The following is a 14,750-nucleotide window of genomic DNA, read 5'->3' on the forward strand; positions in this document are numbered from 1 at the left end:
CCGCGCTACTTCAGGATGTTCACCGCGCGCGCCACCACCAGAACGACCGTCAGCAGCGAGACGGCCGACTGCAGGAGCATCAGCAGCTTCGCCCAGCGGGTCAGCGGCATCACATCGGTCGGGCTGAAGGCGGTGGCGTTGGTGAAGGACAGGTAGAGGTAGTCCGGGAACTGCGGCTCCCAGTGCTCCGGCGCCAGCTCCGGCGTCGCCATCTGCGGGAAGAGGAAGTCGGGGTAGCGGCGTACGGCGTGCGCGCGGGCGACCGGGCCGCCGCGGTCCCACTCCCAGTACCAGAGCGCGAAGGCGATGACGTTGGTGAGCCAGATGCCGCCGCCGGTGATGAGCAGCTGGCCGGCGTCGCTGCCCTCCGTACCGCGCACCAGCCCGGCCACCAGCCGCACCGCGGACCAGCCGTTGGCCGTGCTGATCAGCGCGATCAGCACCAGCCCCGCACCGCGGTAGAGCGCCGAGACCCGCTCGATGCGGTACGGGTCGGCCGCCACCAGCAGCAGGACCAGCGCCGTCTCCAGCCCCGGCAGCAGCCACTCCGGATGGATCGCCAGCCGCTCCGGCAGCAGCCACTGGAGCACCACCGCCACCAGGACCGCGACCGTCGAGGGCCAGCGGGGCTCCCCGCGGGTGACCCGCCGCCAGGCCGGCCGCAGCCGCCGCCCGGCCGCCTCCACCCCCGCGAGGGTGGGCGCCAGCAGCGCCTCGATCCGCTCCAGCCGCTCGGCCTCGCTTCCGGGACGGCCCGCTTCGCCGGGCCCCGGCTCCTCCTGGGACATGCGGCTCATGCTCACCCGGCACGGCGGCGGTGTCCAGCGTCGGGCCCGCGGGCGGCGGAACGGGATGGCCGCGCGGTTAAGACGAGGTCAAAACTTGCGCGCTTGCGCAAGTGACCCCCACCGAGGGTCTACACTTCCAGAGGACTCCGGACGCCCGCCCAGGGCGGACTCCGGAAAATCCACACACATCACACGACTGACGAAGCGAGCACCTCGTTCGGTGAGGCGTCGTCACGGACACAGGCCACTGATCCCACCCGTCGAGAGACGCTCCGGATCAGGACAGGTCTCCCCGGCCCAAGGGGTGACCCCAAGTGGCTGCCCCGCGGGGGCTACGCCGTGACGTGCCAAAGCTCTGACGAGTGGGGGTGGCACCGGTCCGCGGCGACCGGTCCGCTCCTTGCCGGATCGACGACGGCGCACCCAGCGCCCCGGCCGGAAGGAGGCGAGAGACATGGATTGCAGTAGTCCGGGCCATCATCGGCCCCGCCTCCGCCTGCCCTCGCATTCTTCCGGCACGCGGTAACCACCTTCCCTGCGCGGCTTCCGGCCGCGTCACGCCCCCGTGCGGCAACGCGCCGCGACGGGCCGCCGTGCTGCGCCGCCGCGCAGGGAGGACGGCTGCCCCGCGCCACCGACCCGTCCCCCACCGGGGACCCGGGAGGTAGCCATGACCGAAACCACCACCGTCCGCTCCGCACCGCCCGCCCCGCGCGCCACCGCCGTCCTCGACGACGCGCACACCGGCGACATCCGCGGCGCGCTCGGCACCATCCGGCACGACGACACCGCCCCGCGCCGGGGCCTGTCCGCCAAGCTCAAGACCCTGCTGGCCATCGTCGGCCCCGGCCTGATCGTGATGGTCGGCGACAACGACGCCGGCGCCTTCGCCACATACGGCCAGGCCGGCCAGAACTACGGCACCCACCTGCTGTGGACGCTGCTCCTGCTCGTCCCCGTCCTCTACGTCAACCAGGAGATGGTGCTCCGGCTCGGCGCCGTCACCGGCGTCGGCCACGCCCGCCTGATACTGGAACGCTTCGGGAAGTTCTGGGGCGCCTTCTCCGTCATCGACCTCTTCCTGCTCAACGCCCTCACGCTGGTCACGGAGTTCATCGGCGTCACCCTCGCCGCCGGCTACCTCGGGCTGCCGCGGGTCGGCGCGGTGCTGCTCGCCGCCGCCGTGATCATCGCCTCCGCGTTCACCGGCTCGTTCCGCCGCTTCGAGCGGATCGCCATCGGCCTGTGCGCGGCCTCGCTCCTGCTGGTGCCGCTCTACTTCCTCGTGCACCCGCGCACCGGGCAGATGGCCCACGACTTCCTCGTCCCCCAACTCCCCACCGGCCCCGGCGGTCTGTCCGCCGCCATGCTCCTCATCATCGGCATCGTCGGCACCACCGTCGCCCCCTGGCAGCTCTTCTTCCAGCAGTCCTACGTCATCGACAAGCGCATCACCCCGCGCTTCCTCTCGTACGAGAAGGCCGACCTGTGGCTCGGCATCGCGGTCGTCGTGGTCGGCGCCGCCGCCCTGATGGGCTGCACCGCCGCGGCGTTCGCGGGCACGTCCGGCGCCGGAGCGTTCACCGACACCGCCGGGATCGCCCACGGCCTGGCCGCGCACGCCGGCAAACTGGCCGGAGTCCTCTTCGCCATCGCCCTGCTGGACGCCTCGATCATCGGCGCCTTCGCCGTATCGCTGTCCACCGCGTACGCCATCGGCGACGTCTTCGGCATCCGGCACTCCCTGCACCGCGGCGTCGGCCGCGCCAAGGGCTTCTACGCCGTCTACGCGGGCCTGGTCGCGGCCGCCGCGGCGATCGTGCTGATCCCCGGCTCCCCGCTGGGCCTGCTCACCGAGGGCGTGCAGACCCTGGCCGGTGTGCTGCTGCCCTCCGCGTCGGTCTTCCTGCTCCTGCTCTGCAACGACCGCGCGGTACTCGGCCCGTGGGTCAACGGCCGCGCCATGAACGCCTTCACGTCCTGCGTCGTCGCCGTCCTCGTCACCCTCTCCGTCATCCTCACCGCCGCGGTGCTCTTCCCGGACCTCGGCCCCGGCACCATCCTCACCATCATGGCCTGCTGCGGCGCGGCCGGCGTCGCACTCCTCGGCTACGCCGAACTGCGCCGCCGCCGCAAGGGCTGGACCCCCGGCGCCCGCCCCATGGACCACACCTCCCGCGCCGACCGCGCCAACTGGCGCATGCCGCCCCTCGACATCCTCCCCGCCCCCGTCCTCTCCACCGCCCACAAGGCCGGCCTGGCGGCCCTCCGCACGTACCTGCTGGTCGCCATGGTCCTGGTCCTCGTCAAGCTGGCGGAGGTGTGGGTGGGGCAGTGAGCGGGAAGCCCGAAATGCTGTCACCAGGGCCTGTACCGCAAGCCGATGCAGCCGATGAGACACGCGACGAGCATGCCCGCACTACCCGCGAACATGACGAGAGTGTTGTGCCGACGAGGCGCCCCGGACGCCGCGGCCTCAGCTGTGGATCGATAGCTCACCGAGGGCCGCGGTTCCGACCACCGATAGAGAAGGAAACCCGTACCGCAAAGCAGCGACGCAGCGACGCAGCGAACCAGTACCCCTTCGGAGCTCGTCTCGGGGCTCTCACCGCCATTGCCGCCAGCGCCCCGATACAGCACACCACCATCGTCCACCTGAGCCAGTCCAGCGGAACGACGCGGTAGTACAGCACCGGCACGAACAAAGAGAGACCGCCCAGTTCGGAAAGCGGGTCGCCCTCCTCGGCCACGGCACGCGTGCCGGGCCCGAGCGCGGACCGAATCTCTTCAGCAACGGTTTCAGTGCTGTTGTGCGATGGCGCGCAGAACTCGCAGGACGATCACTGTTCGTGGGTGAACGTAGCCGTCCATCGGTGGTCCGGGTCGCCTACCACGTAGTAGAGCTCCAGACCCATCTTTCCCTTCTTGACGCTGATGTCCCAGGTGTAGGTAGTGGGACTGGTGCTGGTTGTCTCTGGCCGGGGTGCAGGACTGCGGCCATTCAATTCGTCATCGTCGGTCTTCGCGAAACGCGACTGCCCATCCTTGATCATGAGTCGCACGAACCGCCCTTCGGCCACCACGAGGCCGATCTTGGGGGAAGGGAGGACCTGCCAGCTCCCTTTACCCGAAAGGCTCCAGCGGTCATTGAAATCCTCCTCCTGCCCCCGAATTTTCACAGCCGTGACCTCCCTCGTACCACTCAGGGTGAAATGAGCCCCTTCAGGGCCGCGCCACTCCCCCACAAGATCCTTGGCTTCGAAATCAGGCGCGGGCGGCAAGGATTGATATCGTGCACAAGACGTCGCGAGAAAATCACATAACGCGATCCCCAGGGAAAGGGAAAGTCTCCGTCCCCACATGGCAATTTCCTCCTCGGACGCAGGGAGGGGGCACCGACCCGTGTCGGTGCCCCCTCGCTGACCTGGTTCAGGACGTTCGGGCGCGTTGGGTGACGACGATGCAGGCGAGGACGATGGCGGCGGTGAGGGGGACCGCGAGGGTGAAGTGTTCGCCGAGGAGGAGGACGGCCCAGACGAGCGTCAGGAGGGGCTGGGCGAGCTGGAGTTGGCTGGCCTTGGCGACGCCGATGAGGCCCATGCCCTTGTACCAGACGACGAATCCGCCGAACTGGGAGATGGCCGCGATGTACGCCATGCCGGCCACGGCCTTCGCGGTGAGGTGCACCGGCTCGTTCGGCAGGGCCAGGGCGGACACCAGGAGGTTGACCGGGGCCGCGAGCACCACGCCCCAGGCGATGACCCGCCAGCCCGGCATGTGCGCGGAGAGCCGCCCGCCCTGGGCGTAGCCGGCCGCGCAGACCAGCAGGGCGCCGAAGAGGTAGAGGTCGGCGACGGTCGGCCGGCCGTGGTTCTGGGACAGCGTGTAGACGACGACGGTCGCCGCGCCTATGCCGGCCGCGGCCCAGAAGACCTTCGACGGGCTGCGCCGGGTGATCAGCGCGGAGATCACCGCGGTGGCCATCGGCAGCGCGCCGATCACGACCGCCGAGTTGGCGGTGGACGAGGTCTGCAGCGCGAGCGTGGTGAGCAGCGGGAAGCCGACCGCGCAGCCGCCCGCGACGACGGCGAGCGCGGGCCAGTCAGCGCGCGCCGGCAGCGGCGCCCGGGTCAGCAACAGGGCGGCGAGCGCGATGACGGCGGCGAGCACGCCGCGGACGCCGATGGCGCTCCACGGCCCGAAGCCGTCCAGCGCCCAGACCGTTCCGGGGAAGCTGAAGGAGAAGCTGACGACGCCGAGTGCCGCGAAGAGGGTGCCGGCGGCGGGTGAGGCCGCCGCGGGCGTCGTGGGGGTGAGGGGGGTGAGGGAACTCTGTTGCGATGTCACTGCTATCGACTCTTCCGCTTCCGAGTGATTTCTTCCAGCCGTGCGGCGATGGCCCGCGCGAACCGTCCGGCGGAGGCTTCCGCGAACGGCATGCTCAAGGATGGTTCACACAGCTCCAGTTCGAGTACGAGGGGTTTGCCGTCCGCGTCCCGGATGAGGTCGACGCGGCCGTAGAGCAGGGGTTCCGGCAGCTCCAGGTGTTCGGCGGCGGCGTCCAGGGCGGCCGCGGCGACGGCCCGTTCGTCCTCGGCGGCCGACCGCGCCGTACGGGCGTCCTGCGTCGGCTCGTCGGCCGGGCCGTCCGGCCGGAGCAGCGCGCGCTTGCGGATGGCGTGGCTGTAGACCCCGTCGAAGTAGATGAGGTCGGTCTCGCCGTGGTCGTCGATGGCGCCCAGGTAGGGCTGGAGGATGACGTGCTGGCCCTGGTCGAGCAGTTTGCCGAGGTGCGCGGCCGCCGCGTCCTGTGCCGACCGGGCGAAGCGCTGCACGTCCCGGGAGTACGCGCCCACGGCCGGTTTCACCACCAGTTCGGCGGTCTCCTGGTGCTCGGCGAGGAAGGCGCGCAGGGCCGCCGCCGGGTCCGTGCCCGGGGCCACGAAGCCGCTCGGGACGACCGGGACGCCCCGGGCGGCCAGATCGGCCAGGTAGTGCTTGTCGAGGTTCCACCGCACCACCGGGAGCGGGTTGAGCAGGGTCGTCACGTCGGTGACGTATTCGCACCATTCGAGGAATTGCGGAAGGTTTTCCACGTAACTCCACGGGGAGCGCAGCAGGACGGCGTCGAAATCGTCCCAGGCGATATCGGGATCGCGCCAGGAACATATCTCGGCCTTGATGCCGGCGGCCTGGCAGGCGTCGAGCAGCAACGGCATGTCGTAATCAATCACCAGGCTGGCACCATCGGTGACCAGAGCCAGACGGTTGCCCATGGAGCAACTCCAATACGGGGACAGGGAGGAGGGGATGGTGAATCGGCGTTATCCGGGAGGCGGCTTCTCGGGTGGCGTGGCGGACTACCAGGGGACGGTCTCGCCCCGGTGGGTGTAGGTGCCGGTCGGGCCGTCGTCGCCGAGCAGGGCCATGGTGACGCTGGTCCGCGCGCCCTCGGTGACGTCGAGGTCGCCCGCGCCGTCGTTCATGCCGGTCCGGGTGTAGCCCGGGTGGACGGCGTTGACCTTGACCGGCGTCTCGCGGAGTTCGTAGGCCAGGTGCACGGTCCAGGAGTTGAGCGCGCTCTTGGAGGCGCTGTAGGCCGGCAGCGATTTGAACATCGGGCTGTAGGCGTACGAGTCCGGGTCGTTGTGCGTGGTCACCGAGCCGAGGAGGCTGGAGACGTTGACGATGCGGCCGGCCGGCGACTTGCGGAGCAGCGGCAGGAAGGCCCGGGTCACCTGGACGGTCCCGAAGAGGTTGGTCTCGAAGGTCTCGCGCCACTGATCGAGGGGCTGCTCGGACGGCTGCCGGCCGTACTCCTCGATCCGGATGCCGGCGTTGTTGACCAGGATGTCCAGGCGGCCGTGCGCCTCCTCGACCTGCGCGGCGGCGGTCCGGACGCTGTCCGGGTCCGCGATGTCGAGGACGAGGGGCGCAGCGGTGCGGCCCTCGTCCCGCAGCGTCTTCGCGGCCGCGGTGACGGCTTCGCGGTCGCGGCCGGCGAGCAGGACGTGGACGCCGGCGGCGGCGAGCTGACGGGCGGTCTCGAAGCCGATGCCGCGGTTGGCGCCGGTGACGAGGGCGAGAGGGGGCGGGAGGTCGGGCATGCGGTTCTCCAAGCTGCGGGGAGGGAGGGGGAACGGAATGGGGAGGCCGGCGGCGGCTCGGTCAGAGCTGCGCCAGGAATTTCGCCACGGGGGTGCCGAAGCGCGGGGTGTCGATCAGGAAGGCGTCGTGGCCCTCCAGGGAGTCCAGTGCGAGGAAGGTGACGTCCGCGCCGCCCGCGGCGAGGCCGGCGGCGATCTGCCGCTGCTGCCGCAGCGGGAAGAGGATGTCGGTCTCGACGCCGATGACCAGCGCCTTCTCCAGCGGGACGCGGGCGAGCGCGGCGTCGGTGCCGGCGTCGGTGTCGTTGCCGGTGCCGGCCGACTCTCCGAGGTCGAAGCGGTCCATGCAGCGGCTCAGGCAGAGATAGCTGTTGGGGTCGAAACGGCGCGCGAAGCGCCGGGCGTGCCCCTCCAGATACGCCTCCACCGCGAACTCGTGGGCGTACGGCCCGTCGTCGGCGCGGTCCTCCGGCGCGATCCGCGCCCGGTCGAAGCGGCTGTCCCACTCCCGGGCCGACCGGTACGTCATCATGCCGAGCTTGCGCGCGGTGAACATGCCGCGCTCCGGATAGGCGGCGTCGTCGTAGCGGCCCCCGTTCCAGTGCGGATCGGACCGGATCGCCTCGCGCTGGAGGGAGCGGACCGCGATCGCGAACGGCAGGGCGCGCGCCGCGCCGCAGATGTTGATGTGGCCGCGGGCCAGCCCGGGGTGGCGGGCCAGCAGGGACAGCGCGCTCATCCCGCCCATGGAGGTGCCGATGACGCAGGCCAGCCGCTCGACGCCCAGGGCGCGGACGGTGTGGGCGGCGGCGTCGGCGATGTCCTCCATGGACAGCTCCGGGAAGTCGGGCCCGTAGGGCTCGCCGGTGCCGGGATCCACCGAGGCGGGCCCGGTGGACCCTTTGCAACTGCCCAGTGAATTAAGGCAGATGACGTACCAGCGGTCGGTGTCGACGGGTCTTCCGGGCCCGACCATCGCCTCCCACCAGCCGGGCCGGGTGTCCGCCGGGTGGGAGGCGGCGTGGGCGTCGGGCGAGAGACCGGTGAGGACCAGGACGGCGTTATCGCGCTCCGGGGCCAGCCGGCCCACGGTCTCGTACGCGATCCGGGCGCCGTTCAGCCGTCCGCCCCGCCGCATGGCGAAGCCTGCGGGGAGGTCGACGAAGCGGGCCGCGGGCGGGACGAATTCCCTCATGTCTGTCTCCTGACGGATGCGGGGGCGCCGCGGGGCGCCGGGGTCGTGGGCCGGTTTCAGGCCGTCTCGGCGCCGCTCTCCAGCGAGGCCAGCCACTCGTCGTCCGAGCCCTCGGGCATACCGTCCATGAGGAAGGTGGAGAGGTAGCGCTCCCCGGTGTCCGGGAGCATGGCGAGCAGCACCGAGCCGGCGGGCGCGGACTCGGCGACGCGCAGCGCGGTCGCCAGCGTGGCCCCGGCCGAGATGCCGGTGAAGATCCCCTCCTCGGCGGCCAGCCGGCGCGCGGTGTCGCGGCCCTCCACCTCGTTGATGGTCACCAGGTCGTCGATGACGTCGCGGTCCATCACGCCCGGTACGAAGTCGGGGGCCCAGCCCTGGATGCGGTGGACGTTCCAGCCCTGGCCGGCGAGGACGGCGGCGTTCTCCGGCTCGGCGGCGACGACCCGCACGTCGGGGCGGGCGCGCTTGAGCATCTGGCCCACGCCGGTGAGGGTGCCGCTGGTGCCGAAGCCGGTGACGAAGTAGTCGAGCCGCTTGCCCGCGAAGTCGCCGAGGATCTCGGAGGCGGTGGTCTCGCGGTGGTAGGCGGGGTTGGCCGGGTTGTCGAACTGGTTGGCCCGGAACCACCCGTGCTTGGCGGCGAGTTCGTCGGCGATGCGGTTGCCGCCGCTGCTGCCGAGGTGGCCGGGGAAGAGCAGCACCTTGCCGCCGTAGGCCCGGATCAGCTTGCGGCGTTCGGCGGAGTAGGTGTCGCCCATCACCGCGACGAACCGGTAGCCGCGGGCGGCGGCCACCATGGCCAGTGCGATCCCGACGTTCCCGGAGGTGCACTCGACGATGGTGTCACCGGGCTTGAGCAGCCCCTTGGCCTCGGCGTCGAGGACGACGGAGAGCGCGAGGCGGTCCTTGACGGAGCCGCCGGGGTTGAACGACTCGACCTTCACGTAGACGGTGGTGTGGGCCGGGGCCATGCGGTGCAGCCGGACGATGGGGGTGCGGCCGACGGTGTCGAGGATGCTGTCGTACAGAGGCAACGGAAGAACTCCTTGGCAGGTGGAGCCAGCGGTGCTGGCCACGGGGAGGGGGGCCGACAGGGGCCGGCGGCCGGCGATGCCGGCGGCGCCTGTCGGGGGGTACCGGAGGTGGGGCGGCTGTGCGCGTGGGGTCGAACCGCCGCCGGGGTCTTAGAAGGTGGCCGGGACGTTCTCGAAGGCCGGGGCGACCATGTCGATGATCGTCTCGACCGCGCGGGCGCTTATGTCCTCGTCCAACGGGGCGTTGAATTCGGCGAGTTCGACGCCGCGGAGCTGCTGTGCCGGGATCGCCTCGAAGACCGCGCGGATCTGCTCGGGGAGCAGGCCGTCCGGCACGGTGTAGTCGGCGGGCACGTATCCCGGTTCGAGGACGTCCCAGTCGATGTGCACCCACACCGGGGCGTCGCCGACCGCCTCCAGGATGCTCTCGCCGGTCGTGCGCGCCGGGGGGATGAGCCGGACGCCGTGCCGGGCGATCAGCTCGCCCTCGGCGTCGTCGATGTCCCGCGACCCGACGAGGACCGATCGGGTGGGACTGAGGCCCGCGCCGTGGCCGCTGTCCCACAGTCCGCAGGCGCCGGAGAGGACCATACCGCCCAGGTAGCCGGTGCCGGTGGTCTCCGGGGTGTTGAAGTCGCCGTGGCCGTCGATGTAGAGGACGACGGCGTCCGGGTGCTCGCGGGCCACCACCGGCAGAGTGGCCAGGCTCGCCGAGCAGGTGTTGGAGATCATGACCGTCCGGCTGCCGCGCGCGATGCTGCCGCTGACGGCCTCGCGCAGCCCGTTCAGCGTGTCGCGGGCCTGCGGGAGGCTGACGGTCCAGTCGTCGTCGGCGGGCGGCGCGGGCTCGCCGATGAAGCGGCCGGTGAGTCCGTAGCGCTTCTCCAGGGCCCGCGCGAGGCGGGCGGCGCCCTCGATCATCCGGGGCTCCCGGTCGGCCACCCGGCCCTGGGACACGATGAGTTCGATCATGCGGTCAGCAACTCCTCTTCTCTGCAACGGTCATCCGGTCGTCTTCACCGGTCATCCGGTGTTCGGCAGTCATCCGGTGTTCGGCAGTCGCCCGGTCTTCGTCGGCCGTCCGGTCTTCGTTGGCCGTCCGGGGCGTGAACGAGAACGGGCACCTGTCATTCCGTTCGGCGTTCTCATCGATGAGCCCGTACTGGCGCCATTCGAGGGCGCCGACCCCGTACGAGCCGAGCTGCGGGGAATGCGGCATTCCGTCGTAACGGCGTATCCGCTCGCGGATGTTCGCGCGGACCTTGCGGCCGCTCGGCGTCTCCCCGGCGAAAACGTCGAAACGCTCCCGGGGATTGATGACGAGGGCGAAATGCGTACCGAGGTTCCTGCTGCGGCGGTTCCGGTGCGCGGGACTGCTCATATTGCAGAACAGCGGCATACCGTTGAAGCACATGGACCAGGTCGCGGAATCCGGGTCGGTGCCGACGTCCGCCGGCCAGGGCTCCGGATCGGCGCGGTGCAGCTCCTCCAGCACCCGCCAGCCGAAGGCGTGGTACTCCGCCACCGTCCGCGCGTCCACGGCGTCCGCCGCGAACAGCGCGACCAGCGGATAGGCGGTGTCCAGCCGGCCGTCCCAGTCCCGGGACAGCTCGACGTACTCGGTGAGGGCCGCCGCCAGGTGCCGGATGCCGTCGCGGCCGGCGTTCTCCACGAAGGCGAACGTCACCAGCTGCTTCCGAAAGGCGTTCCGGGAGAACACACAGGGGAAGCCCGGATCGGCGAGCCGGGCCGCGACCTCTTCGAAAGCGTCCCGATGCCACCCCTGTGCGCCGTCGAGAACCTGCGCCTGGGAGATCAGCGTTGCGGTCTGCTGAGACCTTTCCAACGGAGCATCCTTTTTCTAGGTTTCCTTGCTCGTCGTCGCTCGTCGTTATTCGTTGTGCGTTGCTCTTCTTGTGCGCTGCTGTTCGTTGTTCGTTGTTCTGGTTTCGCTTCCGCTGCGGAGGCGCGCAGGGCGGCTCGCCTTGCCTGGAAAAGGATGTGGGAGCCCGGGAATCGACAGGCGCGCCCTCCTCGCGGCGTCCGGATTCCTCTCACCGGACCGCGCTGCGCCAACTCTCCCCGCATATGCCGGGCCGCACAACGCCTTGCAACCAAGGGCCCAGTGGAGATGTACGCCTGATACGCCGATGGTTGTATGGCCCTTGCGCGCGAGCCCTTCCTAGGCTGCCGCCCGTGACCGAAACCGCTGCTCCTGCCGCTACTTCTCGGCATGTCGCCGGCCTGATCGGCCCGGCGCGTATCCGATGCCGCACCGCCCTCAAGACGGCACATCTGTGCTGGTCGGAGGCGCGGCCGTCGGTACAGCTGGTGTTCGTGCTGCGGTTCGCGGTGGGCGCGGTGTCCACCGGGCAGCTGCCGCAGTCCCCGGGACGGACGGTGCTGGGCCTGGCCTCCTGGTGGTGCGCCGTGGCGTGCGCCTATCTGCTCAACGGTGTGACGGACGTCCAGGAGGACCGCGCGAACGGCTCCCAGCGCCCGATCGCCCGGGGCGACCTCCCGGTGCGCACCGCCGCGGTCGTCACGGCCCTGCTGGCCGGCGCGGCGCTCGCCCTCGGCGCGCTGGCGGGCGGCGGCGTACTCGGGTGGGCGGCGGGCTTCCTGCTGCTCGGCTGGGCCTACTCGGCCCGCCCGATCCAGGCCAAGCGGTCCAGTCTTCGGTGCGCGGTGGTGGTGTTCGGTCTGGGCGCGACCTCGTACGCGGCCGGGATCTCGGCGGCGGGCAACAGCTGGACCGGTACCGGCGCGGTGTTCGGGTGCGTGATGTCGGCCTGGATGGCCCTGGTCGGGTCGGTGGTGAAGGACCTCGGGGACGCGGACGGGGACGCGGCCGGCGGCCGGCGCACCGTCGCGGTCGTGCACGGCCTGGGCGCGGCGCGGGCCCTGGCCATGGGCTCCGCCGCGCTGGTCGGCGCGGCCGGTACGGTGGCGGCCGCGCTGTGGGCCCCGCTCGCGCTGGCGGGCACGCTCCCGGTGGCGGCCGGGGCGGTCTGGGTCATCGTCCGAGTGCTGCGGGACGGCCGGCGGCAGCACGCCGAACGCCGCCAACGGCGCGGCGCCTACCGGGCGTTCATGGTCACCCAATACGCCGCGAACCTGAGCATACTGGGCGCCCTCGCCGTCCTGTGAGCGGGCGGGGGGCGGAGGGGCGTACGGACAGAGGGGTGTACGGGGCGGAGGGTGTACGGGCAGAGGGGCGGTGGCGGCCAGGCCCTGCCGAGTGGCGTCAGCCCTGCTCGGGGAAGGCGCTGTTGATGGCCTGCACCCGGGAGCTGACCCCCAGCTTGCGGTACGCGTTGTGCAGATGGCGTTTGACGGTCGCCTCGCTGATGTCGAAGCGGCGGCTGATCAAACGATTCGTCAGCCCCGCCCGCACCGCTTCCAGGATCTCCCGCTCCCGCAGTGTCAGCAGGCCGAGGGCCGGCGCCTCCACACCGCCCGGGACCACCGCGGGCGCGCGGTCCGGCTCCGCGGCGGCGGCCGGCCGCTGGGCCTCCTCGTAGGCCCGTATCCCCTGGTACAGGCGGTATCCGGCGGCGACCCGGAACGCGGTGCTCACGGTCTGCGCCGCCGCGACCCGCTGTTCGGGCTCCACCTGGTCGACGACCTTGGTGACCACGGTCTGCATCGCCTGCCAGAGCACGTCCGCGGCCCGTACCGACTCCGACACCGGCACCTGCTGGACGACGCGGTGGGCCCCGAGGAGCCGGGTGTACTCCGCCGCTCCCGGCGACTCCGGGCGCTTGCCGTCCTCCAGTGCCTGGGCGCATTCGGCCACGATGCCCTGCGCCTGGTGGCGGCACTGCCGCCAGATGTCGTCCCGGGACACCAACGGGCTCCCGATGCGCGCCAGCGCGGCCCGGTACTCCTCGGTGATCTCCGGTATGGCAGCACGGAGCTGCTGGGCAGCCGCCTCACGACCCAACACTGTCCCCCCTCAAGGACGGAGCGACGCGATCGGGCCTCCGGGCGGCGCTCGTTGTCGTCGAGTGGGCAAGTTAACATCACGCCACCGTAATGCGAAAGTAAATTTCCACATTGCGGAAGCGAAATCCGGCAAATGGGCCCAACGCCGGCGCTCCCCCAGCCGACCGGCAGCACGCGGCCACGGGGCCAACTCCGCCTCACCGCAGCCTGATTCGGCCGGATCCTACTTGCGGGGTCGGCGAAACACCAGTACTAGTGCGAGGCGCATCCCCTTGTTAGGCAACACGGCAGCCCCGCTTCACCGGGAGCCGGCGGAGGCGTAAACGGCGATCATGAGCGCCATGGGGATCAGGAAGAGCGCTCCCACTACAGCCGCGATGAGAAGGATCCCCTTCATGACCTTCTCCGCTGCCTGGCGGTCGGGGGCGGGCGGGTAGGAGCCCGGTTGGCCGGTCTCGTGTTGTGCCGTCACGGCATCATCCTGCGCATCGCCGGCCCGGCCGGGTATCCGCAAAGGTACTCAGGCGTACTCAGGCGCTCTTCGATACCGGCGTCACGTCGAACGGGGAGCTACCCTTCCCCGCTACGCCGCAGGGTATGGCGCTGCCCGCTGTCCGGGTCGCCGACGTAGAAGGAGAGGGTGGGGCGTTCCGGCGTCCCGCCGATGCTCCAGTCGGTGGCACAGGCACCCGCGAGGTTCAGCTCCTGGCCGCGCGGTGCGGTGTTCTCAAGGCTCCACGCGCCCGTCCCCTCGCAGCGGCCATGGACGCTGTCGCGCAGCCGATGGGCGGTCGCCCGCCCGTCGGCGGCGAGTTCGAGCGTGCCGCCGGCTCCGTCCTGCCAGACGCCGACCACGTCGGCACGGCTCAGGCGGGGTGGCTCGTACAGCTTCAGCAGGCCGGCCGCGTAAGCCGATCCGCCCAGCAGAGCGAGTCCCGCGGCGCCGGCGACTCCCGACGCGAGCACGCGCAGGGCCAGCTTCGGCCCGCTCCACGGTGCGGTGCGGGACGCCGCCAGCCGGGCGAGCAGCGCGCCCGGGACGGTGATCCCGGTCAGTGCCAGCCACCACCCCGTTGGTCTCGCCCCCGGGATCCTGCGACAGGCCGGCCAGGATCAGGAGCACAGCGGCGATGGCCATTTCCGCCAGCAGGGTCGCCGTCGACACCAGAATGGCCCGGTCCGCCCAGCTGTGCTGATCGCGTGCCCCGCGCATGTCCTGCCCCGGCGGGCTGTCCGGCCTTGCCTGTCCAGTCATGCCGATCACCTCTCCCACCCGCAAGGGTGCACCCGCTGGTGACGGTGGCTCACACCAGGGTCGCCTCAGCCTCCCCACCCCGCCCCCAAAGCTTGGGCACGAATTCCACACATCCTCTCTACATTCCTGCTCCGCATGGTCTAGATTGACCGTGCTTCGGCGGTTCGGACACGAAGCGACCGTTAACGATCTACCCGTCCGGTGCCTTGAAAGGCCAGTGGTTCGCGTCGACCGGCGCCGGATGCGAGTGAGCAAGCACCATGGGGAGCCCCGGTTCTCGACGGGTTCCCGCAGCACCGGGAGAAAGCCTGGCTGGGCGTGCGGGTTCGCGCTGCCGCCAGGGGGGTCGTCGTTCCAGTACGTCCGCACGAGTCCGGAAGTCATGCGCCGGGGCGGGAGTGTGCCGCTCGGTGGTGGACGCGT

General features: G+C 71.1%; 14 protein-coding genes and 1 riboswitch. Of the genes, 2 read left to right on the forward strand and 12 right to left on the reverse strand.

The window, feature by feature from the left end:
- Positions 1-5: 5 nt before the first annotated feature.
- Entirely contained in the window at positions 6-788 is a 783-nt protein-coding gene (locus tag ADL22_RS00495) for a hypothetical protein (RefSeq protein ID WP_066972454.1), read from the reverse strand.
- A gap of 205 nt (positions 789-993) precedes the next feature.
- Positions 994-1,163: riboswitch (M-box (ykoK) riboswitch) on the forward strand.
- A 295-nt stretch (positions 1,164-1,458) separates the two neighbouring features.
- Here ADL22_RS00495 and ADL22_RS00500 point away from each other — a divergent pair.
- Positions 1,459-3,126 carry an NRAMP family divalent metal transporter gene (locus ADL22_RS00500; RefSeq protein ID WP_066972457.1) on the forward strand — a complete coding sequence of 556 codons (1,668 nt, stop codon included), beginning with the start codon at positions 1,459-1,461 and terminating at the stop codon, positions 3,124-3,126.
- Between the two features lie 502 nt (positions 3,127-3,628).
- Here the strand turns inward: ADL22_RS00500 and ADL22_RS00505 are convergent.
- The 8 genes from ADL22_RS00505 to ADL22_RS00540 all read right to left on the reverse strand — a co-directional run bounded on the left by ADL22_RS00505 (position 3,629) and on the right by ADL22_RS00540 (position 10,970).
- Complete coding sequence (locus tag ADL22_RS00505) at positions 3,629-4,150, reverse strand: hypothetical protein (RefSeq protein ID WP_159048561.1); 522 nt, start codon at positions 4,148-4,150, stop codon at positions 3,629-3,631.
- A gap of 67 nt (positions 4,151-4,217) precedes the next feature.
- Positions 4,218-5,135, reverse strand: coding sequence for a DMT family transporter (locus tag ADL22_RS00510; RefSeq protein ID WP_079063738.1), 918 nt, complete (start codon positions 5,133-5,135; stop codon positions 4,218-4,220).
- Positions 5,136-5,137: 2 nt separating this feature from the next.
- Positions 5,138-6,064 carry an ATP-grasp domain-containing protein gene (locus ADL22_RS00515; protein ID WP_066972462.1) on the reverse strand — a complete coding sequence of 309 codons (927 nt, stop codon included), beginning with the start codon at positions 6,062-6,064 and terminating at the stop codon, positions 5,138-5,140.
- Positions 6,065-6,148: 84 nt separating this feature from the next.
- Positions 6,149-6,895 carry an SDR family oxidoreductase gene (locus ADL22_RS00520; RefSeq protein WP_066972466.1) on the reverse strand — a complete coding sequence of 249 codons (747 nt, stop codon included), beginning with the start codon at positions 6,893-6,895 and terminating at the stop codon, positions 6,149-6,151.
- A 61-nt stretch (positions 6,896-6,956) separates the two neighbouring features.
- Entirely contained in the window at positions 6,957-8,090 is a 1,134-nt protein-coding gene (gene metX / locus ADL22_RS00525) for a homoserine O-acetyltransferase MetX (RefSeq protein WP_066972470.1), read from the reverse strand.
- Positions 8,091-8,146: 56 nt separating this feature from the next.
- Positions 8,147-9,124: a cysteine synthase A gene (gene cysK, locus ADL22_RS00530; protein ID WP_066972473.1), complete on the reverse strand. Its 978-nt coding sequence runs from the start codon at positions 9,122-9,124 to the stop codon at positions 8,147-8,149.
- Positions 9,125-9,274: 150 nt separating this feature from the next.
- Positions 9,275-10,096 carry an arginase family protein gene (locus ADL22_RS00535; RefSeq protein WP_066972476.1) on the reverse strand — a complete coding sequence of 274 codons (822 nt, stop codon included), beginning with the start codon at positions 10,094-10,096 and terminating at the stop codon, positions 9,275-9,277.
- Between the two features lie 4 nt (positions 10,097-10,100).
- Entirely contained in the window at positions 10,101-10,970 is an 870-nt protein-coding gene (locus ADL22_RS00540; protein WP_079063739.1) for a YqcI/YcgG family protein, read from the reverse strand.
- A gap of 350 nt (positions 10,971-11,320) precedes the next feature.
- Between ADL22_RS00540 and ADL22_RS00545 the strand changes: the two genes are divergently transcribed.
- On the forward strand, positions 11,321-12,274 hold the full coding sequence (locus ADL22_RS00545) for a UbiA family prenyltransferase (protein ID WP_159048562.1): 954 nt from the start codon (positions 11,321-11,323) through the stop codon (positions 12,272-12,274).
- Positions 12,275-12,371: 97 nt separating this feature from the next.
- Here the strand turns inward: ADL22_RS00545 and ADL22_RS35610 are convergent, their stop codons facing one another.
- The 3 genes from ADL22_RS35610 to ADL22_RS00555 all read right to left on the reverse strand — a co-directional run bounded on the left by ADL22_RS35610 (position 12,372) and on the right by ADL22_RS00555 (position 14,038).
- Entirely contained in the window at positions 12,372-13,073 is a 702-nt protein-coding gene (locus ADL22_RS35610; RefSeq protein ID WP_199836180.1) for a helix-turn-helix domain-containing protein, read from the reverse strand.
- Positions 13,074-13,370: 297 nt separating this feature from the next.
- Positions 13,371-13,544 carry a hypothetical protein gene (locus tag ADL22_RS35120; protein ID WP_159048563.1) on the reverse strand — a complete coding sequence of 58 codons (174 nt, stop codon included), beginning with the start codon at positions 13,542-13,544 and terminating at the stop codon, positions 13,371-13,373.
- 98 nt (positions 13,545-13,642) lie between these two features.
- On the reverse strand, positions 13,643-14,038 hold the full coding sequence (locus ADL22_RS00555) for a hypothetical protein (protein WP_066972482.1): 396 nt from the start codon (positions 14,036-14,038) through the stop codon (positions 13,643-13,645).
- Positions 14,039-14,750: the final 712 nt, after the last annotated feature.

The sequence above is a fragment of the Streptomyces sp. NRRL F-4489 genome (assembly GCF_001509485.1).
Classification (GTDB): domain Bacteria; phylum Actinomycetota; class Actinomycetes; order Streptomycetales; family Streptomycetaceae; genus Streptomyces.